We start from the raw sequence: 25689 nt of genomic DNA, 5'->3' as shown, positions 1-25689 counted from the left end.
CGGGCGCGGGCGCGCATGATAACGAACCTGTGGGCATATAGGCGTTATCATGCCCCCCCTTTTATTGCCAACAAGGCCGACTGAAATGACCGATTGGTCCCTCGACCAAGCCCGCAAGACCTACTCGATCCCGCATTGGGCGGACGGTTACTTCGACGTGGATCAGGCCGGGCACATGGTGGTGAGACCGACCGGGGCGGACGGCCCGGTGGTGTCGCTGCCCAAGGTGGTCGATGCGGCGCGCGCGGCCGGCGCCAAGCTGCCGCTGCTGGTGCGCTTCCCGGACATCCTCGGCCAGCGCCTGGGCAAGCTGCAGGCAGCCTTCGGCCAGGCCCAGCAGGACTGGGAGTACAGCGGCGGCTACACCGCCGTGTACCCGATCAAGGTCAATCAGACCCGCGGCGTGGCCGGCACCCTGGCCAGCCACCACGGCGAAGGCTTCGGCCTTGAAGCGGGCAGCAAGCCCGAGCTGATGGCCGTGCTGGCGCTGTCGCGCCCGGGTGGCCTGATCGTCTGCAACGGTTACAAGGACCGCGAGTACATCCGCCTGGCCCTGATCGGCCGCAAGCTGGGCCTGCAGACCTTCATCGTCATCGAGAAGCCGTCCGAGCTGAAGCTGGTGCTGGAAGAGTCCAAGGCGCTGGACGTGAAGCCGGGCCTGGGCGTGCGCATGCGCCTGGCCTCGCTGGGCGCCGGCAAGTGGCAGAACAGCGGTGGCGACAAGGCCAAGTTCGGCCTGTCCCCGCGCCAGCTGCTGGACCTGTGGAAGTCGCTGCGTGACACCGAGTACGCCGACTGCCTGAACCTGCTGCACTTCCACATGGGCTCGCAGATCTCCAACGTGCGCGACATCGCCAACGGCATGCGCGAAGCCACCCGCTACTTCGTGGAGCTGTCGCGCCTGGGCGCGAAGATCACCCACGTCGATGTGGGCGGTGGCCTGGGCGTGGATTACGAAGGCACCCGTTCGCGCAGCTTCTGCTCGATCAACTACGGCCTGCATTCCTACGCCAGCAACATCGTGCAGCCGCTGGCCAATGCCTGCGAAGAATTCGGCCTGACCCCGCCGCGCATCGTCACCGAGTGCGGCCGTGCGATGACCGCGCACCACGCGGTGCTGATCGCCAATGTGTCGGAGGTGGAAGAGGCGCAGGAAGGCCGCGTGCCGGACCAGCACGACGACGAACCGGCGGCGATCCGCCACCTGCGCGAGATCCACGACGAGCTGGACGTGCGCCCGGCGGTGGAACTGTTCCAGGAAGCGCAGCATTTCCATGCCGAAGGCCTGGCCAGCTACGCGCTGGGCCAGATCGACCTGCCGCAGCGTGCGCGCATCGACGATCTGTTCTACGCCATCGCCCACGGCGTGCGTGCGCGCCTGAGCTACGACGAGAAGAGCCATCGCCCGGTGCTGGACGAACTGAACGAGCGCCTGGTCGACAAGTACTTCGTCAACTTCAGCGTGTTCGAATCGATCCCGGACGTGTGGGCGATCGACCAGGTGTTCCCGATCGTGCCGATCGAGCGCCTGGACGAGACCCCGGACCGCCGCGGCATCATCGCCGACATGACCTGCGACTCGGACGGCATGGTGGAAACCTATGTCGAGAACGAGAGCCTGGACAGCTCGCTGCCGCTGCACAAGATGAAGCCGGGCGAGAGCTACCGCATCGGCTTCTTCATGGTCGGCGCCTACCAGGAAATCCTGGGCGACATCCATAACCTGTTCGGCGATACCGACGCGGTGGAAGTGCTGGCCGATGCCGATGGCTACGCGATCACCCAGCAGCGCCGTGGTGACACCACCGACGTGATGCTGGATTACGTGGGTTACCGCCTGGACGAACTGCGTGCGACCTATGCGCAGCGCGTGGCCGAGGCGCAGCTGTCGCCGGAACGCGCGCAGGAGTTGTCGGAAGCGCTGGAAGCCGGCCTGACCGGTTACACCTACCTGTCCGACGAACCGCTGGTCTGATGGACGGCGCCGGGTTTGCCCGGCGCTACCGTTGCCGATGAGCGCACGCGCGATCTTCCATCTGTTCCTGCATGCCGCCGTGCCAGCCCTGCTGGCATGGCTGTTCTGGCGCAAGCGCTTTGCCTCGGCGTGGTTGCTGATGCTGCTGGGCTGGATCATCGATCTGGATCATCTGCTGGCCGATCCGATCTATGCACCGAACCGCTGCAGCATCGGTTTCCACCCGCTGCACACCGCACCGGCCATCGCGGTCTACGCCGGGCTGTGCGTGCCGAAGAAAACGCGGTTGTTCGGCATCGGTTTGATCATCCACATCGTGCTGGACGCGATTGATTGCTGGTGGATGCATCACCGTTGATGCTTGGTGCGTGTCGACTAAGGTCGACACCTACCGGGTGCACGATGGCGGACGGAACTGACGGACTGCTCTGGTGGATGCCGACCTTGGTCGGCGCTTTTGATGCGTGTCGACCAAGGTCGACACCTACCGGGTGCACGGCGATCGGTCGGATTGGCGCTTGGTAGAGCCGGCCGCTGGCCGGCTTCCGCGGGGCGTTGCCGGTGACCACGTGGTTGCCGGCCAGCGGCCGGCACTACCCACCGTTAGGTTGGCCGCTTCACGCCACCGGCAACCACAACGTTGCACGCAGGCCGGGCTGCGCATTCTCCAACGCAAAGCGCCCGCCATAACTGGCGGCGATATCGCCCACGATGGCCAGGCCCAGGCCACTGCTGCCCTCGCGCTCATCCAGCCGCACGCCGCGCTGTGTGACCTGTGACAGTGACTCCGCGGCCAGGCCCGGCCCGTCATCACGCACTTCGATGCGCAACTGCCCGTCGCGGGCTTCCGCTTCGACAGTCACCTGCTGTTGCGCCCAGCGCCCGGCGTTGTCCAACAGGTTGCCCAGCATCTCTTCCAGATCCGCACTGGCACCGGCGAACTGCAGCGCCGGATCGATGCCTGCCGCCGTGAACGTGACGCCACGTTCGCCATGCACGCGTGCCATCAGCCGGCACATCGCCTGTGCGACGGCCGCCACGTCGGTGCGCTGGCGATGGTCTGCGGCCAACCCTGCGGCCAGGTAGCGGTCGACACTGGCCTGCATGCGCGCACTCTGCTCGCGCACGGTGGCACGCCAGTGCGCGCCGTCGCCGTCAGCCTCGGTGGCCAATACGCTCAGTGGGGTCTTCAGCGCATGCGCCAGATCCTGTGCACTGGTGCGCGCGCGCGCGACCATGCGTTGCTGGTGGTCCAGCAGCGCGTTGAGTTCTTCGCCCAGTGGCGCGACCTCCGCCCCAAGTCCCTGCGTCTCGATGCGCTGCGCATCGCCGCGCCGAACCCGTTCCAGCTGTGCACCGAGGCGGTGCAGCGGACGCAATCCGAAGTGCACCTGGCTGGCCAGCACCGCCAGCCAGGCCGCGACCAGCACACCCAGCGCGATGGCGGTGCGCCTGCGGAATGCGGCGACATCCGCATCCAGCGCGCTGCGATCGGTGGCGACCGCGGCCACGAACGGTTCGCTGGCGCGTGGCAGGCGAACCTCCTGCACGCGTGCACGCAGGGATTGCTGCAGTGGTCCGGCCAGATTGCGCGTGGCCGCACCTGTGGCCGCGGTTGGCAGGGTTTCATCCCACAGCGAGCGCGACTGCAGCAGCACGCGGCCATCGGCACCGGCAATCTGCCAATAGGCACCGGAGAACACGCGCTGGAAGCGCGCGTCATTCGGTTCCTGGCGCAGGCGCAGCTGTCCTTCCGGGTCCACTTCGGCCTGCGCCAGCAGGGTCAGCATGTCCTGCTGCAGTTCGTGGTCGAGGCGGTCACGCGCGCTGCGTTTGAACAGTTCGCCCAGCAGCGCGCTGGCCAGCAGCGAAACCAGCAGCAGGCCGGCGCCGCCAGCCAGCAGCAGGCGCCGTCGCAGCGAGGGCTGCCGGCTCATGGCGCGGCCAGCCGCCAGCCCTGGCCGCGCACGGTCTGGATCAGATCGATGCCGAGCTTGCGGCGCACCCGACCCAGCAGCACGTCCAGCGCGTTGGAGTCCGGGTCGTGGCCGCCGTCAAACACCTGTTCGCCCAGGCGGTCGCGGCCGATCACCTGGCCGCTGTGGTGGATGAAGTAACTGAGCAGGCGGAACTCCTGCGGGCTGAGCGACAGCGCTTGGCCGTCCAGCTCGAAGCGGCCGGCGTTGACGTCCAGCTGCAGCGGGCCGCAGTGCAGGCGCGGGCTGGCGTGGCCATGGCTGCGACGGATCAGGGCGCGCAGCCGCAGCACCAGTTCGTCGGCCTGGAACGGTTTGGTCAGGTAATCGTCGGCGCCGGCGTCGAAGCCGGCCAGCTTGTCGTGCCAGCGTCCACGTGCAGTCAGTACCAGCACCGGAAACCCCCGGCCGTTGCCACGCCAGCGCTCGATCACGCTCAGGCCATCCAGTCCGGGCAGGCCGAGATCGACGATGGCGGCCTGCAGGTCTTCGATCTGGCCGATCTCCTCGGCCTGGCGGCCGTCGGCGACCACGTGCACCACGTAGCCGGCCTGTTCCAGCAGGGGCACCAGGCGCTGTGCCAGTGCGGCATCGTCTTCGGCCAACAGGATGCGCATCAGTCGTCGAGCTCCGTCTTCAGCAGCTTTCCGCTGCGCGCATCATAGTCCAGCTCCACCACCACGCCGTCGCCGCGCAGGATCTCCACTTCGTAGACGCCGTCGTCCAGCTCCACTTCCAGCAGTTGGCCCGGAAAGCGCTTGAGTGCATCGCGCACCACGCTTTCCAAGGGTACGTAGCGGCCCTGCTGCACGGCGCGGCGCGCGACCTGCTGCGCCGGGTCCTGTACGGGCGCGGCGGCGGTCGGGGCGTTGGCCATGGCCAGCAGCAGGGGCAGGGTGGCGAGCATCGGGGCGCAGGGAGGGCTGTAGGAACAGGCGTGAGTGTGGCGGGGGTGACTAACAGCTGGCTAACAGTGCCGGCTAAGGAGCTGTTAACCACGGGGTGCATTGTGGCGTTGCCGGGATGGTCCGGCCACGAACACGAACAGGAGAACCCCCATGTTGAAGTCGCTCACCCTCGCCACTGTTGCTCTGCTGGTCATCGCGCCGGCCGTACAGGCCGCGCCGCTGGGCATGGCCCAGGTTGAACAGACCCTGCGCAAGGCCGGCTACACCCAGATCCACGAGATCGAACGCGATGATGGCCTGTGGGAGGCCGACGTGAGCCGCGCCGATGGCCGCTTCAGCGAGGTCTACGTAGACCCGAAGACCGGCGAGATCTTCGATGAGCACAGCAGCCGCGCGCTGTTGACCACCGAGCAGGTACTGGCACGTGCACAGGCGCATGGCCTGCGCGAGATCCATTCGCTGGAACGCGATGGTGCGACCTGGTCGCTGGAAGCCCGCAATGCCCGCAACCAGAAGGTGGAAGTGCGCCTGAGCGGCTATGACGGCCGCATCCTGCACAGCGAGCGCGATGGCTGGCTGGATTGACGCCGGCTATGGTGGGCGCCGACCTTGGTCGGCGCGAAGCGCAAAGCGTGTCGACCAAGGTCCACACCCACCGGCACATGCAAGGTCGACACCTACCAAGCGTACGCAGCGGTAGTGGCCGACCTTGGTCGGCCCGACGCGGGGCTTACCAGCCAAACGGCGGCGGGTAATCCCAGTAACCCGGGCCGCGGCCGTAGTAGCCGCCATACGGGCCGAAGAAGCCCGGGCCCTTGCCTTCGCTCACGTGGATGTTGACGTTGACCCCGTGGGTCTTGCCCTCATCGGTGGTGTAGTTCTTGCTCAGGTTCAGCGTGGCGGCGTTGTAGTGGCTGTTGCCACCGTTCTTGGAATAGCCGATGCCGGTGGTGAAGCTGCCGGACACCTTGACCTTGTCGTCGGTGACGTCGGCGATCTTCGCGTCGTCGTGCACGCGCGGGCCGCTCTTGTCACCGTAGTACGTGCCCGGCGGGTCCTGCTGCAGGGCCGGGTCGTTGAGGTAGCGCATCGGCGCCTGCGGCAGCGTCAGGTCCAGGCCGGCAGCCTGCGGCGCGGTGGCGCCGGCAGCGGACTGGGCCAGCACGGTTCCCGGCAGGGCCAGGCACAGCAGCAGGGTCAGGGGGCGGATCATGACGGCGCTCCAGCGGACAGGTGGCCACGCAACACGCGGCGGTACAGGCCGACGCTAGCAGGGGTTGCTTGAATGATGCCTGTCGGCGCCCGCTTGCGGTAGAGCCAGGCCATGCCTGGCTGCACGCTACAACCGTCCGAACCCGAACAGCCCCGCCAGCGGATGCTTGCGCCGTTCGATCCGGGCCCGCAGCAGCTGCGCGCCGATCATTGAATAGGTGATGCCGTTGCCGCCGTAGGCCATGGCGAAATGCACCCGCGGGCCCCACTGATCGTGCGGGCCGAAGAATGGCAGGCCGTCCGCCGTTTCGGCGAAGGTGCCGGCCCAGGAAAACGCCGGCACCGGGTCCAGCCGTGGGAACCAATGCAGCAGCTGTTTCATCAGCGTGTCGGCCTTGCGCTCTACGCGCCGGTCGCGGCGGGCGGGGATGTCGATGGCGTCGTCCAGCCCGCCCACCAGCAGGCGACGCTCGCCGGTGGCGCGCAGGTACAGGTAGGGGCGGGCGCTTTCCCACACCATCGTGTTGCGCAGCCGGCCGAGCACGTCCGCATCGATGGGATCGGTGATGAAGGCGTAGCTGCTGCGGTTGCGTGCGACCCGTTGCTTGAGCCAGCGCTGGTTGGCATAGCCCATTGCCAGCACCGCGTGGCGGGCATGGATCGTGGCGCCGCCCTCGGTGAGGGCGCTCACGCCGCGTGCGGTGGGTGTGAGCGTGTGCAGCACCGTGCGGTCATACACATTGCCGCCGCGCCGGCGCACGCGCTGCAGCAGCGCATAGGTCAGCCGATAGGGATCGACCCGCGCCGCCTGGCGCGTGAGCAGGGCACCACCGGCATTCACGTCGAAGCGTTCCTGCAGTGCCTCCGGGCCCAGCCAGCGGGCATCCAGGCCGATGCTGCGCCGCGCCTCACCTTCGGCCATCAGGCGCGGCACGTCGCGATGGCGGCTGGCCAGGTACAGGCTGTCCATGCGCAGGAAATCCACGTCTTTCAGGCCGCGAGCGACCTCGCCCAGCGCCGGAATCGCCTCCGCACAGGCCCGGTAAGCCAGTGCAGCGGCGTCCTCGCCATGGCGCTGGGCCAGTTCCAGCAGGTGGGTATCGATCTCGTACTGCAGCAGCGCGGTGCTGGCAGCGGTGCTGCCCCAGCCGATGTCGCGCTGCTCGATCACTGCCGCGTCGTGGCCATGCCGGGACAGTTCGTCGGCAATCAGCGCACCGGTGATGCCGCCGCCCACCACCAGCACGTCGCAGCGCAGGTCGTTCTCCAGCGGCGGGAACGCCTGGATCAATCCATTGCGTACCGCCCACCACGGGTAGCCGCTTTTCAGGTCCATGGCCGTGTGCTGCTCAGGCGGTGGGACGGCCGGTGTGCGGGGTCTGGATAAGTTCGGACAGATCGAAGCCCTGCAGGCGGGCGGTGGCCAGATAATGGTCCTGCACGGTGGCGTCCAGCTGCGGTTCGCGGGCCAGCAGCCACAGGTACTTGCGGTCCGGGCTGCCAACCAGCGCCACGCTGTAGTCCGGAGCGACCTGGATCACCCAGTAGTCGCCCTTGGCGAACGGCAACCAGCGCAGGCCCTTGGGCAGGAAGCTCACCTCCAGGCGCGCGCTGTCATTGTCGACGGCGCAGGCCTCGCCGTTGGCCTCCTCGACCTCGCCATCCATACGGCAGCGGTTGGTGACGCCGACGTTGCCGTTGTCGAGCAGGGTGTAGTGCGCCGACACGTCGGTGCAGCCTTCCGGTTCATGGCGCATCGGCAGGCGCGCGATCTCGTACCAGGTGCCCAGGTAGCGGGGCAGCTTGAGGTCGGCAACGGTCTTCAGCGGCGGGTGCTCGGTCATCGGTCATCGTGGCAGGGGTGGGCCTCCACGATGCCGATGGCCTTGCCATGGGCGGGTGAAGCCGGGGCGATGGCCGTGTCCAGAACGTTCCGTCGCCCCGGCGGAGTGCCCGTTGTCACCGGCGTGGCGGTATCCTGCAGCCAGCGCCGTGTTTTCCTGATCCAACCGAGGTGGAGGTGCCGATGTACCAGGTGATCCTGTTGAAGAGTGAATCCGCGTTCGCACGCGAACAGTGGCCGCAGGTCGATGATCTGGTCGACTATGAAGGCGTGGCCTACAGCCTGCGTGCCGGCCCGCGCCAGCCGCTGCCGACCGACCACGACTGGCACCCGGTGGCGGTGTACGCGCCCGATGAGATCACCGAGGAAGAGTTCCAGGACTGGTACGCGCTGCAGCAGCCGGCTGTGGAAGAGCTGCGCCTGAAGTACTGATGCTCGACGCTGCCAGGGCCGCCGATCCGCCCTTTACCGCCTCTGCCGTATAGTCGCGCGCAGGCGCGGTGGTCCGCGCGAACCGGTGTGGCTGGCTTGTCTTCTTTCCTGCGATCGATCCGTGCACGGGGGCCCTGGTGGGTCCTGATGCTGTGCGCCGCCCTCCTGCTGTCCGCGCCGGTGCTGGCACAGGATGAGGCCCCTACGCCAAAGCAGCAGCTGGCGGATATCGATTCCAGGCTGAAGGAGATCGATCGCAAGCGCGGCGATGCTGAAGCCATCGAGACGCTGGCGATGCTGTCCGAGAATGCCTCGCAGGCGCGGCGTGACGCTGAGGCACTGGAAAAGGAGCTGCAGCCACAGCTGGTTCGCTTCGACGAACAACTGGCGCAGCTGGGCACGCCTGCCGAGGGCACCACCGAGCCGCCCGAACTGGCGGCGCAACGGCGCACCATCAACAAGCAGCGCGATGGCCTGGCCGCTTCAGTGGCGCAGGCCAAGACCAGTGCCGTGCGTGCCCAGCAGCTGGCAACCGACATCGACCAGCAGCGCACTGCACAACGCGCCGAAGACATGGGGAAGAAGGTCGCCTCGCCGTTGTCTCCGGCACTGTGGAGCAAGGTTGCCGAGCGCCTGCCGATCGATATCGCACGCGTCGCGCCGTTGGCCGAGCAGGGGCGCGATACGTTCGTCGCCGGCGTCCGGGCCAATGGCTGGGGCACGCCGTTGCTGGGCCTGATCGCCGCGTTGGTGATGATGTTCCCGCTGCGGCTGTGGCTGCGTAGGCTGGGTCGCGGGTTCGCAGCCTCCGAGCGCGCGCCGGACGGTCGCCTGCGCCGCTCCGGCCTGGCCATGTGGTTGTTGCTGGTCGGTACGCTGCTGCCCGGCTATGCCGTGGTGGTGTTCATTGCCTCGCTCAACGCCGTCGATGCGATCGCCCCGCGCCTGCAGAACGTGGCCGACGGCGTGCAGCAGGCGACCTTCGCCGCTGCGTTCATCGCCGCGCTCAGCGCCTGCTTGCTGGTGCCCAATCGCCCGTCGTGGCGGTTGTTGAACCTGGATGACACCGCCGCGCTGAAGCTGCGCAAATATGCGTGGGGCGCCGCAGCGCTGGCCTGGTTGAGTACGGTGCTGGTCGCCCTCGATCAGGCCACGCGCACCAGCGACGTCACCACGGTGGCGCTGGACGGAGTGATCGCGCTGACCTACCTGGGTCTGATCATGGCGATGCTGGTGACGCTGGCGCGCCTGCACCGACGGCAGACCGCCGAGGCCGAGGCCAAGCTGGAGGCACAGGCCGACGGGCTGACGGCGAGCACGCCGGTGCGGCGCAGCAGCTGGTTGGTGCTGGCGCGCGTGGCGGGCAACATCGCGGTGGTGGCTGCGATCATCGCCACCCTGCTGGGCTACGTGAATTTCGCCAAGTTCGTGAACCAGCAGCTGATCGGCGGCAGCATTGTGGTGATGGCCGCGATGCTGTTGTTCAAGTTCGTCGATGACTTCAGCACGTGGCTGCTCAACGCGGACAGCAAGGTCGGCCAGACCATCCTGCTCAGCACTGGCCTGAGCGTGTCGAGGCTGGAGCAGGCGGGTGTTCTGCTGTCTGCGATGTTGCGCACGCTGGTGGTGCTGGTCGCGCTGCTGGCCCTGGCCGCACCGTTCGGCAACGTCGGCACGATCGTCGAACGCATCGCCTCGCTGGCCAACGGCATCGAGATCAACAAGGACCTGACGCTACAACCCGGCCGTATCGTCACCGGCGTGCTGGTGCTGCTGGTGGGCATGGGGCTGACTCAGCTGTTGCAGCGCTGGCTGACCGACACCTATCTGCCCAAGACCGAGCTGGATCTCGGCGCCCGCAACTCGATCAGCACGATTGCTGGCTACGTCGGCATCATCCTGGTGGGGCTGTGGGCGCTGACCGCGATGGGCCTGAACCTGAAGAACCTGGCGCTGCTGGTCAGCGCCTTGTCAGTGGGTATCGGTTTCGGCCTGCAGGCGATCATCCAGAACTTCGTCTCCGGCCTGATCCTGCTGGCCGAGCGTCCGGTGAAGATCGGCGACTGGGTGAAGCTGGGTGACCAGGAAGGCGACATCCGCCGCATCAACGTGCGTTCGACCGAGATCCAGGTCGGCGACAAGTCGACGCTGATCGTGCCCAACTCCGAGCTGATCACCAAGACCATCCGCAACATGACGATGGGCAACAACCAGGGCCGCATCCAGATCCAGTTCGCGGTGCCGCCCAGCACCGATGTAGGCAACCTGCGCCAAGCGCTGCTGGATGCGTACACCGCGCACACCAACGTGCTGAAGCAGCCGGCGCCGACGGTCTACATCGACAGCATTGCTGGTGGCCAGATCACCATCAACAGCTTTGCGTACGTGGCCAGCCCGCGGCAGGTCTACGCCACCCGCAGCGATCTGTACTTCAGCCTGCTGCAGATCCTCGCCGAGCGGAACATCCCGCTGTCGACCCCGACCGATATCCACATCACCCGCGATCCGCAGGAGTAGGGGTTGTTTTGCAGGGCTGCGCCCTGCACCTGCTACGAGCCGGAGCAACGGCAACAGCCGAAGCAAAAGCTGGATTCCTGTGGGATGGCGGGGCGGGTCCGGTTGCGGGGGACGCCGTGAATCCGTCCGTGGAGGCTTGGCAGCCGCATCCATGCGGCTGACACCCCCGCAACCGGACCCGCCCCGCCTTCGACAGATTTCTGCGACCTGTTGGAGTTGCTTTTGGGGTCAGATCCGTTTTCCGGAGGAAAACGGATCTGACCCCATTTTGATTTTCGATATCTGACAGATTGTGTCGACCAAGGTCGACACCCACCAACAGCACACGAAATCTGTCAGAGGTGGGGCGGTGTCGGAGTGCGGGGTGTCAGCCGCATGGATGCGGCTGCCAAGCCTACAGGGACGTACTTGCGGCGTCCCCGCACTCCGGCACCGCCCCGCCATTCCACGGAATGCACGCCGTTGCCGTTGCCTTTGCCTTTGCCTTTGCTTCTGCTCGTAGCGGGTGCAGGGCGCAGCCCTGCAAAGAACCCTACCCCCGCGGTCGGCTGCGCGAGGGCACCAGTGCGAACGTATCCACTGCCAGCTTCTCGGCATGGTTCAACCACGCGCGGATCTCCAGATCATCCACTTCGTGGTCCAGCCCGAACGACACGTTGATCTTGCCGTTGGCATCGGGCTGCACCCACTGCTGAGCCAGCACCACCTTGCGCTGCGAGGACACCGCTTCGATCCAGAAGCCGCGATCCGGGCGCGTGCTCGCCACCAGCTGCAGCATGTACTGGCCAGCGCGGGTACGGCGGCCCTTCTGGGTGATCATGTGCGCCTGGCGTACGCTCGGGCGCGGGCCCTGGAATGCGTCCAGCGGTGCATCCACCGCGATGCCGCCGCGCAGGTCGTTGTCGCGGTAGAGCTTGATGCCGTTGTCGCGGTTGACCAGCAGGGCGCACCAGTCGCCGTCGGCCGAGCCGTCCTCGAATGCGGTGCAACGGTCGACGTAGGCCAGGGTGTTGTCCGGGTTGGCATCATCGAACTGGCGCGAGGTGTTTTCCAGGTACACCGACATCAAGCCCCAGTCCTTGTCGTACTCCAACAGCACCGGTGGCTGTACGTGCTGCAGGCCGACCACCACCTGGTCGTCGCCATCGATCTTCAGCTCGCGGGTCGGTTCGCCCAGCCATAGCGAACGGGCGAAGGCGAGGTACTGCGGGTAATCGCGGCCGCCGTCGCGCTGGGTGGCCACGCTGGCGCTGGGCGCGCGCTGGGTATCGATCAGCGAACGGCCAAAGCCCATCGTCTTCAGGTTCGGGTCCAGCAGGCTGAGCAGGGTCGCACCCGAATCCAGGGTGGTGCCGGCGTCGGCGCTGAGCTGCTGCGGGGCAATGCCATCGCCCAGGAACAGCAGCAGGTTCTCGCGCTTCTGCCGGGTCAGGATGTGGGTCAGATCGTTGGGCATCGCCAGGTGGTCGGAGGCGATCACGATCAGCGTGTCCTTGCCGTACGGGCTGGCCTGGATGCGCTGCACCAGCTGCGAGATCAGCCGGTCGCTGCACTTGAGCGCGTTGAGCATGTTGATGTTGCCGTACTGGCTCTGGTAGCGCTCACCCTTGCACGACACCGGAAGGTGGCCCGCCGGGTGGTGGGTGTCCATGGTCAGTGTGGTCAGCATGAACGGCGAGCCGGCGCGCGAAAGTTGTTCGAAGCGCTGGTAGGCGGTATCCAGCAGCACGTCGTCGTGCACGCCCCAGGCCGAGTAGTGGATGCGGCCGATCTTCTTCTGCTGCTTGAACCACGCCAGGTCGTGCACTTCATCGAAACCGTGGCTGGCCAGGAACTGGCCCTTGCCGGCGAACTGGCCGTTGGCACCGCCAAGATAATGATTGGTGTAGCCCTGCTGCTTCAGGTAGTCGCCCAGGCACACCGCCTTGGGCAGGAAGCTGCCCATGCGGTCCATGCTGTTCTCATCGCCCTGCGAGGTGGTCAGCGGCACGCCGCACATCGACGACACCAGGCCGGCGATGGTCCAGCCGCTGCCTTCGGCCGAGGCCAGCCCGCGTACGTCCAGCGACTTCGTGGCCAGGCGGTTGAGATTGGGCATCAGGCCCGGGAACACGTTCTCGTCCAGGTAGGTGCGCTCCAGGCTTTCGCCATAGATCCAGACGATGTTGCGCGGACGTTGCAGCGGCTGTGTCGGCACCTGGTACTCGGGGGCGATGCGGGCGAAGTCGACCGGACGCAGCTGCTGGTAGAGGCGCTGGCCGTCGCGGGCCAGCGGGCTGATCATGATCGTGGCCACCCACACGGCCGCGAACCCGGCGAACAACACGCCACCGTGGCCGGGCCGGCGCCAGCGCTTCACCCGCGTGGCGAACAGCGGCAGCAGCGAGACCAGCGCCAGTACGATGAAGCCGGCGATGTAGCCCTTGAAGTCGGAGACACCGGCGCCTTCCATGTCGGCGCCGAGGTGGTACAGGGTTGCAGCGTTGAGCCCATCACCGGACAGCTTGTCGATCAGCCACCACGCGCTGAGCATGAGCAGCAGCAGCGAGAATGCGCTGGCCTTCCACCACACCCACTTGTTGGACGCGAGGAACAGCCAGCACAGCAGCAACAACGACAGCAGCAGTATCCAGAGCATAGGCAGCTTCGGCAGTGACGGGGTGGTGGTGATGGACGTCGTACCGACGCGTGTCCATCCGACCGACGCTGCCACAAGCACATGCACATGACAGGCCGATGACCCGATAGTGCATGCACGAACCTGACTGAAATGTTTGTTGAAATGACGCGCGCGAAATCGCGCTCAGAAGGTAAAACGAGCGTGAAATGGTTCGTTGGATTGCATTAAAAACCGCATGAATACGGGTGTTTTCGCTGACGCGCTAGCGATGCCCGCGTTCTTCGCGTGCCCGCGCGCGACGGTCGAACAGCAATGCACTGGTCACGATGCCAAGGCCGAGCACCACGCCGATGAACAACAGAATCAGGGCAATGAGCGGGTAGCCGAACAGATGCCAGCCAGTGTCGATCTTCATCATCATTGCCGCAGCCATGATCAATGCCGCACTGATGATGCCGGCCGCCACGCGGTTGGCGATCTTCTGCAGGTTTTCCATCAACCGCGATTCTTCCAGGCCGGTCACCTTCATCTGCAGGCGGTTCTCGGCTAGCAGCGCCATGATGTCCGACAGCTTGCGCGGCCCATCGCGCAGCAGCTGCTGCAGCTCCATTGCCTCGCTGGCGAGGTTGGCGGCAGACAACGATTTCTTCAGGCGCGCGCGCATCACGTGCTGCAGCTGGCGCTCGACGATGCGGCGGGTATCCAGGTCCGGTGCCAGCAAGCGGCATACGGTTTCCAGGTTGAGCAGGGCCTTGCCGAGCAGGCTCAGTTCCGGCGGTGTGCGCAGGCCGCAGGCGGTGGCGATGCGCACCATGTCCAGCACCACGCGGCCTTCCGAGAAGCTGCCGCTGGCGGCGTAGCGCGCGATCAGCTGGCCGGTCTCGCGCAGGTAGCGCTCTTCGTCGAACGCCTCCAGCCGCGTGCTGATGCTGATCAGGTCATCGGCCACTTCCTCGCCGCGGCCATCGACCGCGGCGAACAGGATCTTCAGCAGGCGCTCGCGCAGGCGCGGCGGCATGTGCGCGACCATGCCCAGGTCGAAGATCGCCAGCCGTCCATCGGGCATCACCCGCAGGTTGCCGGGATGCGGGTCCGCATGGATCTCGCCATGCACGAAGATCTGGTCCAGGTAGCCGCGGATCAGCGCCGCCGCCAGCGGGTCCATCGATTGCTCGGTGCGGCGCACATCGGGAATCGCATCCACGCGCACGCCGGTGGCCAGTTCCATGGTCAGTACGCGCTGGCTGCTGTAATCCCACAGCGGCTGCGGAATCCACAGGCGGCGGAACGGCTTCAGGTGTCGGCCGAAACGGGCCAGGTTCTCGGCCTCGGCGTGATAGTCCAGCTCCTGCATCAGGGTCTTGGCGAACTCGTTGAGCCAGTCGCGCAGGCGCACGCGGCGGCCCACCTGGGTCAGGTGGTCGGCGGCCAGCGCGAAGCTGCGCAGCGCCTCCAGATCCGAGCGCAGTTGTGCAGCCACTTCAGGCTTCTGCACCTTCACCGCCACCTCGCGGCCATCGTGCAGCACCGCGCGATGCACCTGCGCGATCGACGCACAACCCAGCGGCTCGGGATCGAACGCGGCGAACAGCTTGTTCACCGGGGCGCCCAGTTCCTGCTCGACGATGGCATGGATGCGCTCGACCGGAATCTCGGCCACCTTTTCCTGCATGCGCTCCAGCGCCGTGGCGAACTCCACCGGCACCATGTCCGGACGGGTGGACAGCATCTGGCCCAGTTTGACGAAGGTCGGCCCCAGCGCTTCCAGGTCGCTGACGAACTGCTCCGGGTTGCCGTCGGCGGGGACGTCGGCCTGGTTGCTGGCGGCATCCAGGTTCATGCCCGAGAACACGCCCGAATGGCGGTAGCGCATCAGCAGGCGCAGGATCTGGCTGCGCCGGTTCATGCCTTTGACCAGCGGGGGATTGCCATTGGCGGTGGGCGGATTGCTCAAGCGGAACTCCCATGCGGCAAAGACGGTCGTGCCGGCCGCTGGCCGGCAATGTCCGGATTCCGCAGTGTCGCCGGGGGGCGGTGGGCACGCGGTGAATCCGACCGCTTCCGCAGCCGCCCCGGTATCGGTCAGAATCCGCTCATTCCCTCTCTGGACTTCCCATGGCCGGTGCCAGCCTGTTCGCCCTGCTCGACGATATCGCCACCCTCCTCGACGATGTCTCGGTCCTGACCAAGGTCGCGGCGAAGAAAACCGCCGGCGTGCTGGGCGACGACCTGGCGCTGAACGCGCAACAGGTCACCGGGGTCAACGCCAACCGCGAACTGCCGGTGGTGTGGGCGGTGGCCAAGGGCTCGCTGGTCAACAAGGTGATCCTGGTGCCGGCGGCACTGGCGATCAGCGCGCTGGAGGCCTGGTTGCACAGCCGCGGCTGGAACGTGCCGCTGATCGTGCCGCTGATGATGATCGGTGGTGCCTTCCTCTGTTTCGAAGGCGTGGAGAAGCTGGCGCACCGCTTCCTGCACTCAGCCGAGGACGACGCCGAGCATCAGGCCGAGCGGCGCAAGGCGCTGGCCGATACGCAGGTGGACATGGTGGCGTGGGAGAAGGACAAGGTAAAAGGCGCGATCCGCACCGACTTCATCCTCTCGGCCGAGATCATCGTGCTGACCCTGGGCGTGGTCGCCACCGCGCCGTTCACCAACCAGATCGTTACCTTGGCCGTGGTTGCACTGGCGATGACGGTCTTCGTCTATGGGCTGGTCGCGGGCATCGTGAAGCTTGATGACGTCGGCCTGTACCTGTCGCACAAGGGTGGGGCTGTGGCCGCCTTCGGTCGTGGCCTGGTGGCCTCGGCGCCGTGGCTGATGAAGTTCCTGTCGGTGGCCGGCACCATTGCCATGTTCCTGGTGGGTGGCGGCATCCTGGTGCACAACGTGCCAGCGCTGCACCACGCGGTGCAGGCGCTGGGTGGCGAGGGGCAGTGGGGGTGGCTGATCAGTGCCGCGGCCAACATGGTGGTCGGCATCATCGCCGGCGCCATCGTGCTGGCGGCGGTGACCGGGTTCCAGAGGCTGCGGGGGAAGTAATCACCGGCGGGTCGCAAGGTAGAGGCCGGCCTTGGTCGGCGCTTTGTTTCCCGCGCGTACCAACCAAGGTTGGCACCTACCGAAGCTGTTGCCGGTGCACGGGAGGAATTACCCCGCCTGCACCCGGTTCTTGCCCTGCCGCTTGGCCGCATACAGCGCGTCATCGGCACGGCGCAGCAGGGTTTCGGTATCGTCACCCGGCTGCCATTGCGCCAGCCCGGCGCTGAAATGCACCGGCACGCGGCGGTCCTGCACGGTCAGCACGCGGTGCGCCAGTGAACGCTGCAGGCGCTGCACGGTGGCCATGCTGTCGGCGCCCTGGGTTTCCGGCAGCACCAGCACGAACTCGTCGCCACCCAGCCGTGCGATGCCGTCGGTGGCGCGCAGCAGCAGCTTGCACACGGCCACCAGGTGCTGCAGCAATGCATCGCCACCGGCGTGGCCGTGCGCCTCGTTGGTCAGGTGGAAATCATCCAGGTCGATCACAGCCACGCCCAGCGGTGAGTTGTTGCGCGCGGCACGCGCCAGTTCACGCTGCAGCAGTTCGTCCAGGCCGCGGCGGTTCAGTGCCTGGGTCAGCGGATCGATGCGCGCCAGGTCACCGGCGGCACGCAGTTCCTGTTCCAGCTCGGCGATGCGCTGTTCGGCGCGTTCCACTTCCTGCCGCGCGCTGGCCAGATGATCGCGGGCCTGCGCGGCCTGCTGCTGCACCTTGCCGGTATCGCGCATCACCTCCTGCAGCAACTGGTTGAGGTCGGCGATGCTGCGCGCTTCGCGCAACTGCAGTGCATAGCTGCCGATGCGGTCGTGGTACTCACCGGTACTGGTGGCCATGCCATCCATGCGTTCGATGAACTCGCCCATCAACCCGCGCATCGCCGCCTTCGAATCGTCGATGCCCTGGCGCAGCAGGCCCTGCTTGTAGATCACTTCGCGCAGTTCAGCGCGGGTACGCTCGACCGCTTCAGCTTCCAGCGGCCCGTCCAGCAGCTGGCGTACCGCAGCGATCTGGCCCTGCAGCCAGCTGCGGTCGTCCAGCAGTTCGCTCACGTTTTCCAACAGCAGCGCGAACAGCTCCAGCAGCAGCGCCTGCTGTTCCTGCCAGCTCTCGGCGCGCACGCCGACCTGGTGGCCGAGTTCGCGCACGCCCTGTTCGATCGGTTCCAGTGCGGTACCCGGCTGCCACTGGCGCAGGCGCGTGGCCAGGGCCTGCGCCTGCTCGCGCAGGTCCGGGTCGTGCTGCAGCAGGGCCACCACGGCGCCACCCAGCAGCAGCCGCAGCTGCTCGGACAGGCGCAGGCTTTCCGGCTGCCCGTCCGGCGAATGCTGCTCGATGGTGCGGATGTACTTGTCGATCAGCTGCCGCATCGCGCGCCCATAGCGCGGCCAATCGGCGCTGGCCTGTGCCGATTGCAGGCGGTCGCCCATGTCGCCCAGTTCGCCGGGCAGGGTGGCCATGCCGTTGGCGAACGCGGCCAGCAACGGCTCGGGCGCGTCGGCGCCGGCGAACAGCTGCTGCAGCGCCACGCCACCGCCGCCCTGCAGCACCACACGGTCGCCCAGCCCATCGTCCACCACCGCGCGCACGCGTGCCGGCGGCCCAAGGGCGGTACCGGGGGCAGGGCGGTGGTCGGGCTGGTCCGTCATGGAGCGAATCCTGGGGCTGGCAGGGACTGGTTCCAGCATATCGGCGCGGCCGCCGACGGCTTGAACGGCTAGGATGGGCGACAGGATGCCGCAGTGGAGGTGGTGATGCGCGTGATGTTGCTGGGGGCGACCGGCCTGGTCGGTGGGCTGACCCTGCCCAGGCTGCTGGACGACCCGCGCTGCAGTGGCGTGGTGGCGCCCACCCGCCGCCCGTTGGGCATGACCCACGGGAAGCTGGAGAACCCGATGCTGGCCTTCGATGCGCTGCCGGCCGCACCGGAGTGGGCGCGCGTGGACGCGGTCATCTGTGCGCTGGGCAGCACCATTGCCCAGGCTGGCAGCCGCGAGGCCTTCCATCGCATCGACCATGACTACCCGCTGGCGTTCGCACGGCTCGCACAGGCACAGGGGGCCAGTACCTATGTGCTCAATTCTGCGGCTGGCGCCAACCCGCAGTCGTCGATCTTCTACAGCCGAGTGAAGGGCGAGCTCGAGCGTGACCTGCGCGCGCTGGGCTTCAACTCGTTGACCCTGGTCCGCCCAGGGCTGATCGGGGGCGAGCGTAACGAGGTGCGTCGTGGCGAGCGCCTGGCACTGACGGTTCTGGGCGCACTGGGGCCGGTGTTGCCACGGGCGTGGCGGATCAACCCGGCCAGCGAAATCGCCAAGGCACTGGTCGAGGCCGCGCTGGCCCCGCAACCGGGGCAGCATGTAGTGGCGTCGAGCGCGCTGGTCGGCTGATGTCGCGTGCGCTGCGCCTGACACAGCTTCAACAGCTGCTGCGCCGCCATCGACGGCCGGTGGCTGGGCAGGTGCTGGCCGAAGCGTTGGGCATCAGCCTGCGCACGCTGTACCGCGATATCGAGACCCTGCGCGAGCAGGGCGCTGATCTGCGTGGCGAGGCCGGCGTCGGCTACCAGTTGGCGCCGAGCGATACCCTGCCACCGATGACCCTGCCGCCGGCCGAGATCGATGCGCTGGTGCTGGGCCTGCGTTGGGTCGCCGCGCGCACCGAGCCTGCGCTGGCCGAAGCCGCGCGTGATGCTCTGGCGCGTATCGCGCATGTGTTGCCAGCAGCACGCCGCGAGGCCTTGCGTGACAGCGGTCTGCGCGTTGGCCCTTCGCGCGCTGCGGCCAAGGTACCGCCTGCACGCCTGCAGGTCGTGCGGGAGGCCGTGGGCTCGCAGCAGCGCCTGAAGTTCGGCTACCAGGATGCGCAGGGCCAGCGCAGCGAGCGCATCGTCTGGCCGTTCGCGCTGGGCTACTTCGATGAGGTGCCGATGCTGGCGGCGTGGTGTGAGAGCCGCGAGGATTTCCGTCATTTCCGGCTGGACCGCATCCGCCAGGTGCGCGTGATGGAGGATCACTACCTCGTGCCACGCGCCACGCTGCTGCGGCGCTGGCAGAAGGCGCAGGGCATTGCGCCGGACTGGTTGGACCGTTCGTAGCGTCGGGCTTGTCCGCCTGCTTCCGCGCCTCGCTTCCTGCTGCTGGCGCGATGGGTTGGCGGCCTTTGCCGTTTGCTCCTGGTAGAGGTCGAGCTTGCTCGACCGCCTTTGATCATCGCGAACGGCAGTCGAGCAAGCTCGACCTCTACCAGGGCGAGGGCAACAGCAGTCGAGCAAGCTCGATGCTACTGACAGAATCTGTCAGTAGGGCCATACCACCATGAAGGCTCCCAACAACGGAGCTTTCCATGTTCAAGCCCAGCACCCTGCTGCAGTACGTGCGCGACGTCGCCACCAGCGCCACTTTCTACAGCGGCATCCTCGGCAAGCCGCCGGTCGAGCAGTCGCCCGGCTTTGCCCTGTTTCTGCTCGGCGATGGCGCCGCACTGGGCCTGTGGCAGCGCGACGGCGTGCAACCGCCGGTGTCCGCACAGGCCGGCGCCGCCGAACTGGCGATGGTCGTCGCCAACCCGGAGGCTGTGCAGCAGATGCACGATGCGTGGCGCGCACTCGGCGTGCAGATCCTGCAGGCGCCGGTGACGCTGGAGTTTGGCTACACCTTCGTCGGTGCCGATCCTGATGGGCACCGCCTGCGCGTGTACAGCCGCGCCGAAGGCATGGTCGCGCGCGATTGATCGCATGCGTTCTGTAGAGCCGAGCCCATGCTCGGCTGCTTCATGCCCTCATCCACGCGTGGCGTGGATCTACTGAAAAGCAGCCGGGCATGGCTCGGCTCTACAGTAGAGCAGGCACAAAAAAACGCCGGGCAATGCCCGGCGTTTTTCCCGTTCATGTGCCAACCAACGGTTGGCACCCACCGATCAGATGCCGATCAGCTGGCCAGCGCCAGGTCGTCCATCATCGCGCGCAGGAAGCGGGCGGCTTCGCCGCCGGTCGCCGCGCGGTGGTCGAAGGTGACCGACAGCGGGATCACCTTGTGTGCTTCCACGCCGCCCATCACCGGGGTCATCTGGTGGCGGGCGCGGCCGGCACCGACGATGGCCACGCACGGCGGCACCACGACCGGGGTCGCGTAGCGGCCGGCGAACATGCCGAAGTTGGACAGCGAGATGGTGTAGCCGCTCAGTTCCGAGGCGGCGATCGAACGCGATTCCACCTGCTCGCGCAGGCGGTTGACGCCTTCGCGGATGCCACGTGCATCGAGCATGTCGGCATTGCGCAGGGCCGGCACGAACAGACCGTCGTCGGTGTCCACGGCGATGCCGATGTCCACCTGCGCATGCAGGGTACGGGTCAGCGCTTCACCGTCGAACCAGGCGTTCATCGCCGGCACCTTCTGTGCGGCGACCACGATCGAACGCACCAGGCGGGCGGTGACGTCGTTGCCCGGCAGCCAGGCATGGATGTCGGCGTCGTCGTTCAGCGTGGTCGGCACGACCTTGCTGTGCGCATCGGCCATCACGCGGGCCATGTTGCGGCGCACGCCCTTGAGCGGTTCCGGCTGGCCCTTGGCGACCACGCCCGGCGGCTGGGTGCGCATCGGCTTGCCGGCGGCAGACAGCGGGGTGCGGGCTTCGCTCTGCACCGGGGCAGACACCTGCGCCGGGGCCGGCGCGGCATACGCGGCGGCAGCGACCGGCGCCGGAGCAGCGCCGAGCTTGGCGGTGCCGTTGGCGGCGGCCTGCTTGACGTCGGCCATGGTGACCGCGCCATCGGTGCCGGTAGCGGCCACGCGGCTCAGGTCCACGCCCAGCTTGCGCGCCATCGCACGCACGGCCGGCACGGCCTTGACGCCACCGACGGCCAGCGCCTGTTCGGCGTGCACGGCATTGGAGCTCTGCATGGCGCCGACCACGGTACCGGCGTCATCACGCTCGGCCGCGGCGGGCTTGGCTTCTTCTGCGGCCACCGGTGCGGCAGCAGCGGGAAGCGGCGGCGGGGTCGGTGCGGCGGCCGGTGCAGCGTGGCCATGGCTGTGGCCGGTGTCCTGGCCATCGGCACGCTGCGGCAGGTTCGGGTCCAGTTCGAAGCTGGCCAGCACCGAGCCGGTCGGGATGATGTCGCCGGCGCCGCCGGACAGCTTCAGCACCTTGCCGGAGAACGGCGAGGGTACTTCCACCACAGCCTTGGCGGTCTCCATCGACACCAGCGGCTCGTCCAGCTTGATCACATCGCCTTCCTTCACGAACCACTCGACGATGGTCGCGTCCGGCAGGCCTTCGCCCAGGTCGGGCAGGTTGAAGTTCTTGGTCTGGCTCATTTGCAGTTCTCTTCCAGCAGTTCCAGTTCGCGGGCCGGCAGCCAACCCGTCGCGCCATTGGCGCGCTCGGACCACCACCACCCGCCGTGTTCGTGATGAAGCTTCACCATCTCGCCGCTTTCCACATCCAGCTCGCGGGCGTCGTAGTCGCACAGCGCTTCGGCGCGACCCTCGTCCAGCAGCTGCAACCAGGCGATGGGCGCCCATCCAGCGCGCCCATCGTTGGTGCGTACCCAGGCAAACGCCGGCCATTCCTCGTCACGTACACCTACTTCGACGATCTGGCCGGTGCGGAACCGGAGCGGGTTGGGATACTGGCTGCGGTAAGCCCCCAGAAGGCGGGCCCGCATGTCAGCCGGCCGCCACCGCGCGCTTGGCCGCAGCCACGATCCGCTCAACGCTCGGCAGGTACTTCATTTCCAGGCGGAACAGCGGAATGTGGGTGTCGTAGCCAGTAACGCGCTCGACCGGGGCCAGCAGGTCGTAGATCGATTCCTCGGCCAGGCGCGCGGCGATCTCGGCGCCGAAGCCCGCGGTCTTCGGGGCCTCCTGCACGATCACGCAGCGGCCGGTCTTGGCCACCGATTCGGCGATGGTGGCGAAGTCCAGCGGACGCAGCGTGGCCACGTCGATGACTTCGGCACTGATGCCTTCGCCGGCCAGTTTGTCGGCCGCTTCCAGCGCTTCCTTCACCTGTGCGCCCCAGGTCACCAGGGTCACGTCGGTGCCGTCGCGCAGCACGAAGCAGACGTCCAGCGGCAAGGCTTCGCCGTCGTTGACGACCACTTCCTTGTACTGGCGGTAGATGCGCTTGGGCTCCATGTAGATCACCGGATCCGGCTCGCGGATCGCGGCCAGCAGCAGGCCGTAGGCACGCTGCGGCGACGACGGCAGCACCACGCGCAGGCCCGGCACGTTGGTGAAGATCGCCTCGTTGGCTTCGCTGTGGTGTTCCGGCGCGCGGATGCCACCGCCCCACGGCACGCGCAGCACCATCGGGCAGTGCAGGCGGCCACGCGTGCGGTAACGCAGGCGGGCGGCGTGGCAGACGATATGGTCGACCATCGGGTACATGAAGCCATCGAACTGGGCTTCGGCCACCGGCTTCATGCCCTGTGCGGCCAGGCCGATGGTCAGGCCGGCGATGGTGGTTTCATCCAGCGGGGTGTCGAGGATGCGGTCCGAGCCGAAGCGCTGCTGCAGACCGGCAGTGGCGCGGAACACGCCACCGTTGACGCCCACGTCTTCGCCCAGCACCAGCACCGACGGGTCGTGTTCCAGCTCCCAGGCCAGCGCCTGGGTGATGGCTTCGATGAGGGTGATCGGGGTGGTGGTCATGCTGTCATCTCCGCGCGCGACAGCAGCGCTGTCGGCGGCGTTGGTGTGCGCGCCGGGCGCGCCGTTCTTGATCTCATCCATGGCGCTTCTCCAGGGCAATCGCCTGGGCACGCTGGGCCAGCAGGTCCGGCGGCGGATCGGCATACAGGAAGTCGAACATCGCCTCGACCGGCTGCACCGGCGTGTTGAGGTACAGGTTCACTTCCTCGTCCACGCGCTTGCCGCACTCGGCAACCCAGGCGGTCTCTTCGTCTTCGCTCCACACACCGGCGTTGATCAGGTACTTGCGCAGGCGCAGCATCGGCTCGCGTTGCCAGGCATCCTTCACTTCGGCGTCGTCGCGGTAGCGGCGCGCGTCATCGGCGGTGGTGTGGTCGGACAGGCGGTAGGTCATCAGTTCCAGCACGGTGCCGCCGTCGCCGGCCAGCGCACGTTCGCGCGCCTGCTCCATTGCCGCCAGCACTGCGATCAGGTCGTTGCCGTCCACCTGCAGGCAGTGCAGGCCGCCGGCCAGGCCTTTCTGCGCCAGCGTTTCGGCACCGGTCTGGGCCGAACGCGGGACCGAGATGGCCCAACCGTTGTTGACGATGCACAGGATCAGCGGGAGCTTGTAGGCGCCGGCCGAATTCAGTGCTGCGTAGAAGTCGGTCTTGGAGCTGCCGCCGTCGCCGCACACGGCCACCGCGATCTGCGCTTCCTTGTTGAGCTTGAACTTCAGCGCCGCGCCGGCGGCATGCAGGCACTGGGTGGAAATCGGCACGCAGAACGGGAAGTCCTTGGCCGCGTTGCCGCCGTAATCGTTGCCGCGTTCGTCGCCGCCCCAGTACATCAGCACGTCGTGCGGGCGCACGCCACGCATGAACATCGCGCCATACTCGCGGTACGAAGGTGCGAACACGTCGTCCTTCTGCATCGCAGCGCCGATACCCACGTGCGCGGCTTCATGGCCCAGGCAGGCGGCATAGGTGCCGAGCTTGCCGGTGCGCTGCAGCGCGATGGATTTGCTGTCGAACGTACGTACGAACAGCATCTGCTTGAACAGCGGTACCAGGACCTTGGGGTCGCGCAGCGACGCGGGCAGGTCATCGCGGACGAGCGTGCCGTCCGTATCCAGGTACTGCAGGTATTCGATCTTGAATTCAGCGGCAACCGTCATTGCGTACTGCACCTTCGACAGAGAAGTTACAAATGATATGAATCGCCATGTTAAGGAACGCGTACGGAATAGCCTTCCTGCGCCGCAACACGGCGATTCCCCGTTTTACCCCTGCCGGCGGGTGGGGGGCCAATAACAACAACGTATTCAGTCGTTGCTGCAAAGCATCAGAATACGCCTCTGGCTGACCGCCAGTACAACGCCCTGGACGGTTCCACGCGCAGGCCCGGGATCGGCCGATGCTCCACGGCCAACCGCACGCCCGGGTATGGATCTGGCGGCTGCCAGCGCGGCGGCAACGCGCTACCCTTGCCGCCCCCGATCTGGTCCCGCCCATGTCCGTCGACAACAACCAACGCGATCTCGAAGCCGGCATCCACACCGACCTGCACGGACGCCTGACCTACGGCGGCTACCTGCGGCTGGACCAGCTGCTCAGCGCGCAGCAGCCGCTGTCCAACCCGCCGCACCATGACGAGATGCTCTTCATCATCCAGCACCAGACCTCGGAGCTGTGGCTGAAGCTGCTGGGCCATGAGCTGCGTGCCGCAATCGGCTTCCTGCAGCGCGATGAAGTCTGGCAGTGCCGCAAGGTGCTGGCGCGCAGCAAGCAGGTGCTGCGCCAGCTGACTGAGCAGTGGTCGGTGCTGGAAACGCTGACCCCGTCCGAATACATGGGCTTCCGCGACGTGCTGGGCCCGTCCTCGGGCTTCCAGTCGCTGCAGTACCGCTACATCGAGTTCCTGCTGGGCAACAAGAACGCGCAGATGCTGCAGGTGTTCGAGCACGATGCGGCCGGGCAGGCGCAGCTGCGCACCGTGCTGGAGGCGCCCAGCCTGTACGAGGAATTCCTGAAGTACCTGGCCCGCTTCGGCCATGCCGTGCCGGCGGTCTACGAGGCTCATGACTGGACCCAGCCGCATGTGGCCGACGACGCACTGCAGCCGGTCTTCGAACGCATCTACCAGGATACCGACCGCTACTGGCGCGAGTACTCGCTGTGCGAGGACCTGGTGGACCTGGAGACCGCCTTCCAGCTGTGGCGATTCCGACACATGCGCACCGTGATGCGGGTGATCGGCTTCAAGCGCGGCACCGGCGGCTCGTCCGGCGTGGGCTTCCTGGCCAAGGCGCTGGAACTGACCTTCTTCCCCGAACTGTTCCAGGTGCGCACCAGCCTGCAGGCCGCGCCCCCGGCAGAACAGGGCTGATCCGTATTCAGCTTGGATCCCGGCCGGCGGCTGGATCGTTTCAGATGCAAGTTCAGGGAGCAGGCTGGCACCTGCCTCAAACGGCGTGTATTTGACGTGAACGCCAGAAGTCGGTGATCCTCGCGCGTTGCTCCAACTGCACA

22 protein-coding genes and 1 pseudogene are annotated in these 25689 nt (G+C 67.0%); 10 read left to right on the top strand and 13 right to left on the bottom strand.

Annotated features, from left to right (window positions below):
* Nucleotides 1–85: 85 nt before the first annotated feature.
* Both speA and AC13GF_RS15320 read left to right on the top strand, forming a co-directional pair.
* A complete protein-coding gene (gene speA / locus AC13GF_RS15325) occupies nucleotides 86–1975 on the top strand; it encodes an arginine decarboxylase (protein WP_012512349.1) in 1890 nt (629 codons plus the stop codon).
* Nucleotides 1976–2012: 37 nt separating this feature from the next.
* Nucleotides 2013–2333: a DUF6122 family protein gene (locus AC13GF_RS15320; RefSeq protein ID WP_005411369.1), complete on the top strand. Its 321-nt coding sequence runs from the start codon at nucleotides 2013–2015 to the stop codon at nucleotides 2331–2333.
* Between the two features lie 259 nt (nucleotides 2334–2592).
* On the opposite strand, the gene AC13GF_RS15315 is transcribed toward AC13GF_RS15320, so the two are convergent.
* From AC13GF_RS15315 to AC13GF_RS15305, 3 genes are read right to left on the bottom strand one after another with little or no spacing between them, the layout of a single operon-like run.
* The gene (locus tag AC13GF_RS15315) at nucleotides 2593–3912 is read right to left on the bottom strand and encodes a sensor histidine kinase (RefSeq protein ID WP_483005179.1); all 1320 of its coding nucleotides are present in this window, start codon (nucleotides 3910–3912) and stop codon (nucleotides 2593–2595) included.
* Nucleotides 3909–4568 carry a response regulator transcription factor gene (locus tag AC13GF_RS15310; protein ID WP_154264680.1) on the bottom strand — a complete coding sequence of 220 codons (660 nt, stop codon included), beginning with the start codon at nucleotides 4566–4568 and terminating at the stop codon, nucleotides 3909–3911. The genes AC13GF_RS15315 and AC13GF_RS15310 overlap by 4 nt, the downstream gene beginning before the upstream one ends.
* A complete protein-coding gene (locus tag AC13GF_RS15305; RefSeq protein WP_483005178.1) occupies nucleotides 4568–4858 on the bottom strand; it encodes a PepSY domain-containing protein in 291 nt (96 codons plus the stop codon). The genes AC13GF_RS15310 and AC13GF_RS15305 overlap by 1 nt, the downstream gene beginning before the upstream one ends.
* 151 nt (nucleotides 4859–5009) lie before the next feature.
* Between AC13GF_RS15305 and AC13GF_RS15300 the strand changes: the two genes are divergently transcribed.
* Nucleotides 5010–5444, top strand: a complete 435-nt coding sequence (locus AC13GF_RS15300; protein WP_483005177.1) for a PepSY domain-containing protein — start codon at nucleotides 5010–5012, stop codon at nucleotides 5442–5444.
* Nucleotides 5445–5589: 145 nt separating this feature from the next.
* Here the strand turns inward: AC13GF_RS15300 and AC13GF_RS15295 are convergent, their stop codons facing one another.
* The 3 genes from AC13GF_RS15295 to AC13GF_RS15285 all read right to left on the bottom strand — a co-directional run bounded on the left by AC13GF_RS15295 (nucleotide 5590) and on the right by AC13GF_RS15285 (nucleotide 7915).
* Nucleotides 5590–6072 (bottom strand): hypothetical protein, encoded by a 483-nt coding sequence (locus AC13GF_RS15295; RefSeq protein ID WP_005411364.1) that lies wholly within the window; start codon nucleotides 6070–6072, stop codon nucleotides 5590–5592.
* 126 nt (nucleotides 6073–6198) lie between these two features.
* Nucleotides 6199–7407 carry an NAD(P)/FAD-dependent oxidoreductase gene (locus AC13GF_RS15290; RefSeq protein WP_483005176.1) on the bottom strand — a complete coding sequence of 403 codons (1209 nt, stop codon included), beginning with the start codon at nucleotides 7405–7407 and terminating at the stop codon, nucleotides 6199–6201.
* A 13-nt stretch (nucleotides 7408–7420) separates the two neighbouring features.
* Complete coding sequence (locus AC13GF_RS15285; RefSeq protein ID WP_483005175.1) at nucleotides 7421–7915, bottom strand: lipocalin family protein; 495 nt, start codon at nucleotides 7913–7915, stop codon at nucleotides 7421–7423.
* A 182-nt stretch (nucleotides 7916–8097) separates the two neighbouring features.
* Here AC13GF_RS15285 and AC13GF_RS15280 point away from each other — a divergent pair, with 182 nt between their 5' ends.
* Together AC13GF_RS15280 and AC13GF_RS15275 are read left to right on the top strand one after the other, a co-directional pair.
* Nucleotides 8098–8346, top strand: a complete 249-nt coding sequence (locus AC13GF_RS15280) for a hypothetical protein (protein WP_049422925.1) — start codon at nucleotides 8098–8100, stop codon at nucleotides 8344–8346.
* Nucleotides 8347–8493: 147 nt separating this feature from the next.
* Nucleotides 8494–10863, top strand: coding sequence for a DUF3772 domain-containing protein (locus AC13GF_RS15275; RefSeq protein WP_483005174.1), 2370 nt, complete (start codon nucleotides 8494–8496; stop codon nucleotides 10861–10863).
* Nucleotides 10864–11395: 532 nt separating this feature from the next.
* On the opposite strand, the gene AC13GF_RS15270 is transcribed toward AC13GF_RS15275, so the two are convergent.
* Complete coding sequence (locus AC13GF_RS15270) at nucleotides 11396–13501, bottom strand: phosphoglycerol transferase I (protein WP_483005173.1); 2106 nt, start codon at nucleotides 13499–13501, stop codon at nucleotides 11396–11398.
* Nucleotides 13502–13745: 244 nt separating this feature from the next.
* Nucleotides 13746–15392: pseudogene (locus tag AC13GF_RS15265) on the bottom strand (ABC1 kinase family protein); the annotation flags it as partial.
* Nucleotides 15393–15598: 206 nt separating this feature from the next.
* On the opposite strand from AC13GF_RS15265, the gene AC13GF_RS15260 reads away from it, so the two are divergent.
* A complete protein-coding gene (locus AC13GF_RS15260) occupies nucleotides 15599–16525 on the top strand; it encodes a DUF808 domain-containing protein (RefSeq protein WP_483005172.1) in 927 nt (308 codons plus the stop codon).
* A gap of 108 nt (nucleotides 16526–16633) precedes the next feature.
* On the opposite strand, the gene AC13GF_RS15255 is transcribed toward AC13GF_RS15260, so the two are convergent.
* Nucleotides 16634–18172 (bottom strand): GGDEF domain-containing protein, encoded by a 1539-nt coding sequence (locus AC13GF_RS15255; protein WP_483005171.1) that lies wholly within the window; start codon nucleotides 18170–18172, stop codon nucleotides 16634–16636.
* A 105-nt stretch (nucleotides 18173–18277) separates the two neighbouring features.
* Between AC13GF_RS15255 and AC13GF_RS15250 the strand changes: the two genes are divergently transcribed.
* From AC13GF_RS15250 to AC13GF_RS15240, 3 genes are all read left to right on the top strand, one after another.
* Entirely contained in the window at nucleotides 18278–18913 is a 636-nt protein-coding gene (locus tag AC13GF_RS15250) for a Rossmann-fold NAD(P)-binding domain-containing protein (protein ID WP_483005170.1), read from the top strand.
* Nucleotides 18913–19620: a helix-turn-helix transcriptional regulator gene (locus AC13GF_RS15245; protein ID WP_483005169.1), complete on the top strand. Its 708-nt coding sequence runs from the start codon at nucleotides 18913–18915 to the stop codon at nucleotides 19618–19620. Before AC13GF_RS15250 ends, AC13GF_RS15245 begins: the two co-directional genes overlap by 1 nt.
* A 248-nt stretch (nucleotides 19621–19868) precedes the next feature.
* The gene (locus tag AC13GF_RS15240) at nucleotides 19869–20255 is read left to right on the top strand and encodes a VOC family protein (RefSeq protein ID WP_483005168.1); all 387 of its coding nucleotides are present in this window, start codon (nucleotides 19869–19871) and stop codon (nucleotides 20253–20255) included.
* A gap of 197 nt (nucleotides 20256–20452) precedes the next feature.
* Here the strand turns inward: AC13GF_RS15240 and AC13GF_RS15235 are convergent, their stop codons facing one another.
* Genes AC13GF_RS15235 through pdhA form a run of 4 tightly spaced genes read right to left on the bottom strand, consistent with a single transcriptional unit; the run spans nucleotide 20453 to nucleotide 24335 of the window.
* Entirely contained in the window at nucleotides 20453–21841 is a 1389-nt protein-coding gene (locus AC13GF_RS15235; RefSeq protein ID WP_053496443.1) for a dihydrolipoamide acetyltransferase family protein, read from the bottom strand.
* Nucleotides 21838–22191: an SH3 domain-containing protein gene (locus AC13GF_RS15230; RefSeq protein ID WP_012512332.1), complete on the bottom strand. Its 354-nt coding sequence runs from the start codon at nucleotides 22189–22191 to the stop codon at nucleotides 21838–21840. Before AC13GF_RS15230 ends, AC13GF_RS15235 begins: the two co-directional genes overlap by 4 nt.
* Nucleotide 22192: 1 nt before the next feature.
* On the bottom strand, nucleotides 22193–23260 hold the full coding sequence (locus AC13GF_RS15225; protein WP_005419896.1) for an alpha-ketoacid dehydrogenase subunit beta: 1068 nt from the start codon (nucleotides 23258–23260) through the stop codon (nucleotides 22193–22195).
* Complete coding sequence (pdhA, locus tag AC13GF_RS15220; RefSeq protein WP_099554048.1) at nucleotides 23253–24335, bottom strand: pyruvate dehydrogenase (acetyl-transferring) E1 component subunit alpha; 1083 nt, start codon at nucleotides 24333–24335, stop codon at nucleotides 23253–23255. The genes AC13GF_RS15225 and pdhA overlap by 8 nt, the downstream gene beginning before the upstream one ends.
* A gap of 335 nt (nucleotides 24336–24670) precedes the next feature.
* Between pdhA and AC13GF_RS15215 the strand changes: the two genes are divergently transcribed.
* On the top strand, nucleotides 24671–25546 hold the full coding sequence (locus AC13GF_RS15215; protein ID WP_483005167.1) for a tryptophan 2,3-dioxygenase: 876 nt from the start codon (nucleotides 24671–24673) through the stop codon (nucleotides 25544–25546).
* Nucleotides 25547–25689 lie beyond the last annotated feature (143 nt).

The organism is Stenotrophomonas sp. 22LJNL06-5-1, from assembly GCF_056861455.1.
The sequence above is the reverse complement of the archived record's forward strand: the minus strand, read 5'-3'. Positions and strand labels throughout refer to the sequence as shown.

Coding starts and splice junctions, on each gene's coding strand:
- speA (WP_012512349.1), top strand. CDS start 86: ATGACCGATTGGTCCCTCGACCAAGCCCGCAAGACCTACTCGATCCCG.
- AC13GF_RS15215 (WP_483005167.1), top strand. CDS start 24,671: ATGTCCGTCGACAACAACCAACGCGATCTCGAAGCCGGCATCCACACC.
- AC13GF_RS15255 (WP_483005171.1), bottom strand. CDS start 18,172: ATGACGGACCAGCCCGACCACCGCCCTGCCCCCGGTACCGCCCTTGGG.
- AC13GF_RS15290 (WP_483005176.1), bottom strand. CDS start 7,407: ATGGACCTGAAAAGCGGCTACCCGTGGTGGGCGGTACGCAATGGATTG.
- AC13GF_RS15250 (WP_483005170.1), top strand. CDS start 18,278: ATGCGCGTGATGTTGCTGGGGGCGACCGGCCTGGTCGGTGGGCTGACC.
- AC13GF_RS15305 (WP_483005178.1), bottom strand. CDS start 4,858: ATGCTCGCCACCCTGCCCCTGCTGCTGGCCATGGCCAACGCCCCGACC.
- AC13GF_RS15295 (WP_005411364.1), bottom strand. CDS start 6,072: ATGATCCGCCCCCTGACCCTGCTGCTGTGCCTGGCCCTGCCGGGAACC.
- AC13GF_RS15275 (WP_483005174.1), top strand. CDS start 8,494: ATGCTGTGCGCCGCCCTCCTGCTGTCCGCGCCGGTGCTGGCACAGGAT.
- AC13GF_RS15235 (WP_053496443.1), bottom strand. CDS start 21,841: ATGAGCCAGACCAAGAACTTCAACCTGCCCGACCTGGGCGAAGGCCTG.
- AC13GF_RS15270 (WP_483005173.1), bottom strand. CDS start 13,501: ATGCTCTGGATACTGCTGCTGTCGTTGTTGCTGCTGTGCTGGCTGTTC.
- AC13GF_RS15245 (WP_483005169.1), top strand. CDS start 18,913: ATGTCGCGTGCGCTGCGCCTGACACAGCTTCAACAGCTGCTGCGCCGC.
- AC13GF_RS15310 (WP_154264680.1), bottom strand. CDS start 4,568: ATGCGCATCCTGTTGGCCGAAGACGATGCCGCACTGGCACAGCGCCTG.
- AC13GF_RS15230 (WP_012512332.1), bottom strand. CDS start 22,191: ATGCGGGCCCGCCTTCTGGGGGCTTACCGCAGCCAGTATCCCAACCCG.
- AC13GF_RS15285 (WP_483005175.1), bottom strand. CDS start 7,915: ATGACCGAGCACCCGCCGCTGAAGACCGTTGCCGACCTCAAGCTGCCC.
- AC13GF_RS15225 (WP_005419896.1), bottom strand. CDS start 23,260: ATGGATGAGATCAAGAACGGCGCGCCCGGCGCGCACACCAACGCCGCC.
- AC13GF_RS15260 (WP_483005172.1), top strand. CDS start 15,599: ATGGCCGGTGCCAGCCTGTTCGCCCTGCTCGACGATATCGCCACCCTC.
- AC13GF_RS15280 (WP_049422925.1), top strand. CDS start 8,098: ATGTACCAGGTGATCCTGTTGAAGAGTGAATCCGCGTTCGCACGCGAA.
- AC13GF_RS15300 (WP_483005177.1), top strand. CDS start 5,010: ATGTTGAAGTCGCTCACCCTCGCCACTGTTGCTCTGCTGGTCATCGCG.
- AC13GF_RS15320 (WP_005411369.1), top strand. CDS start 2,013: ATGAGCGCACGCGCGATCTTCCATCTGTTCCTGCATGCCGCCGTGCCA.
- AC13GF_RS15315 (WP_483005179.1), bottom strand. CDS start 3,912: ATGAGCCGGCAGCCCTCGCTGCGACGGCGCCTGCTGCTGGCTGGCGGC.
- AC13GF_RS15240 (WP_483005168.1), top strand. CDS start 19,869: ATGTTCAAGCCCAGCACCCTGCTGCAGTACGTGCGCGACGTCGCCACC.
- pdhA (WP_099554048.1), bottom strand. CDS start 24,335: ATGACGGTTGCCGCTGAATTCAAGATCGAATACCTGCAGTACCTGGAT.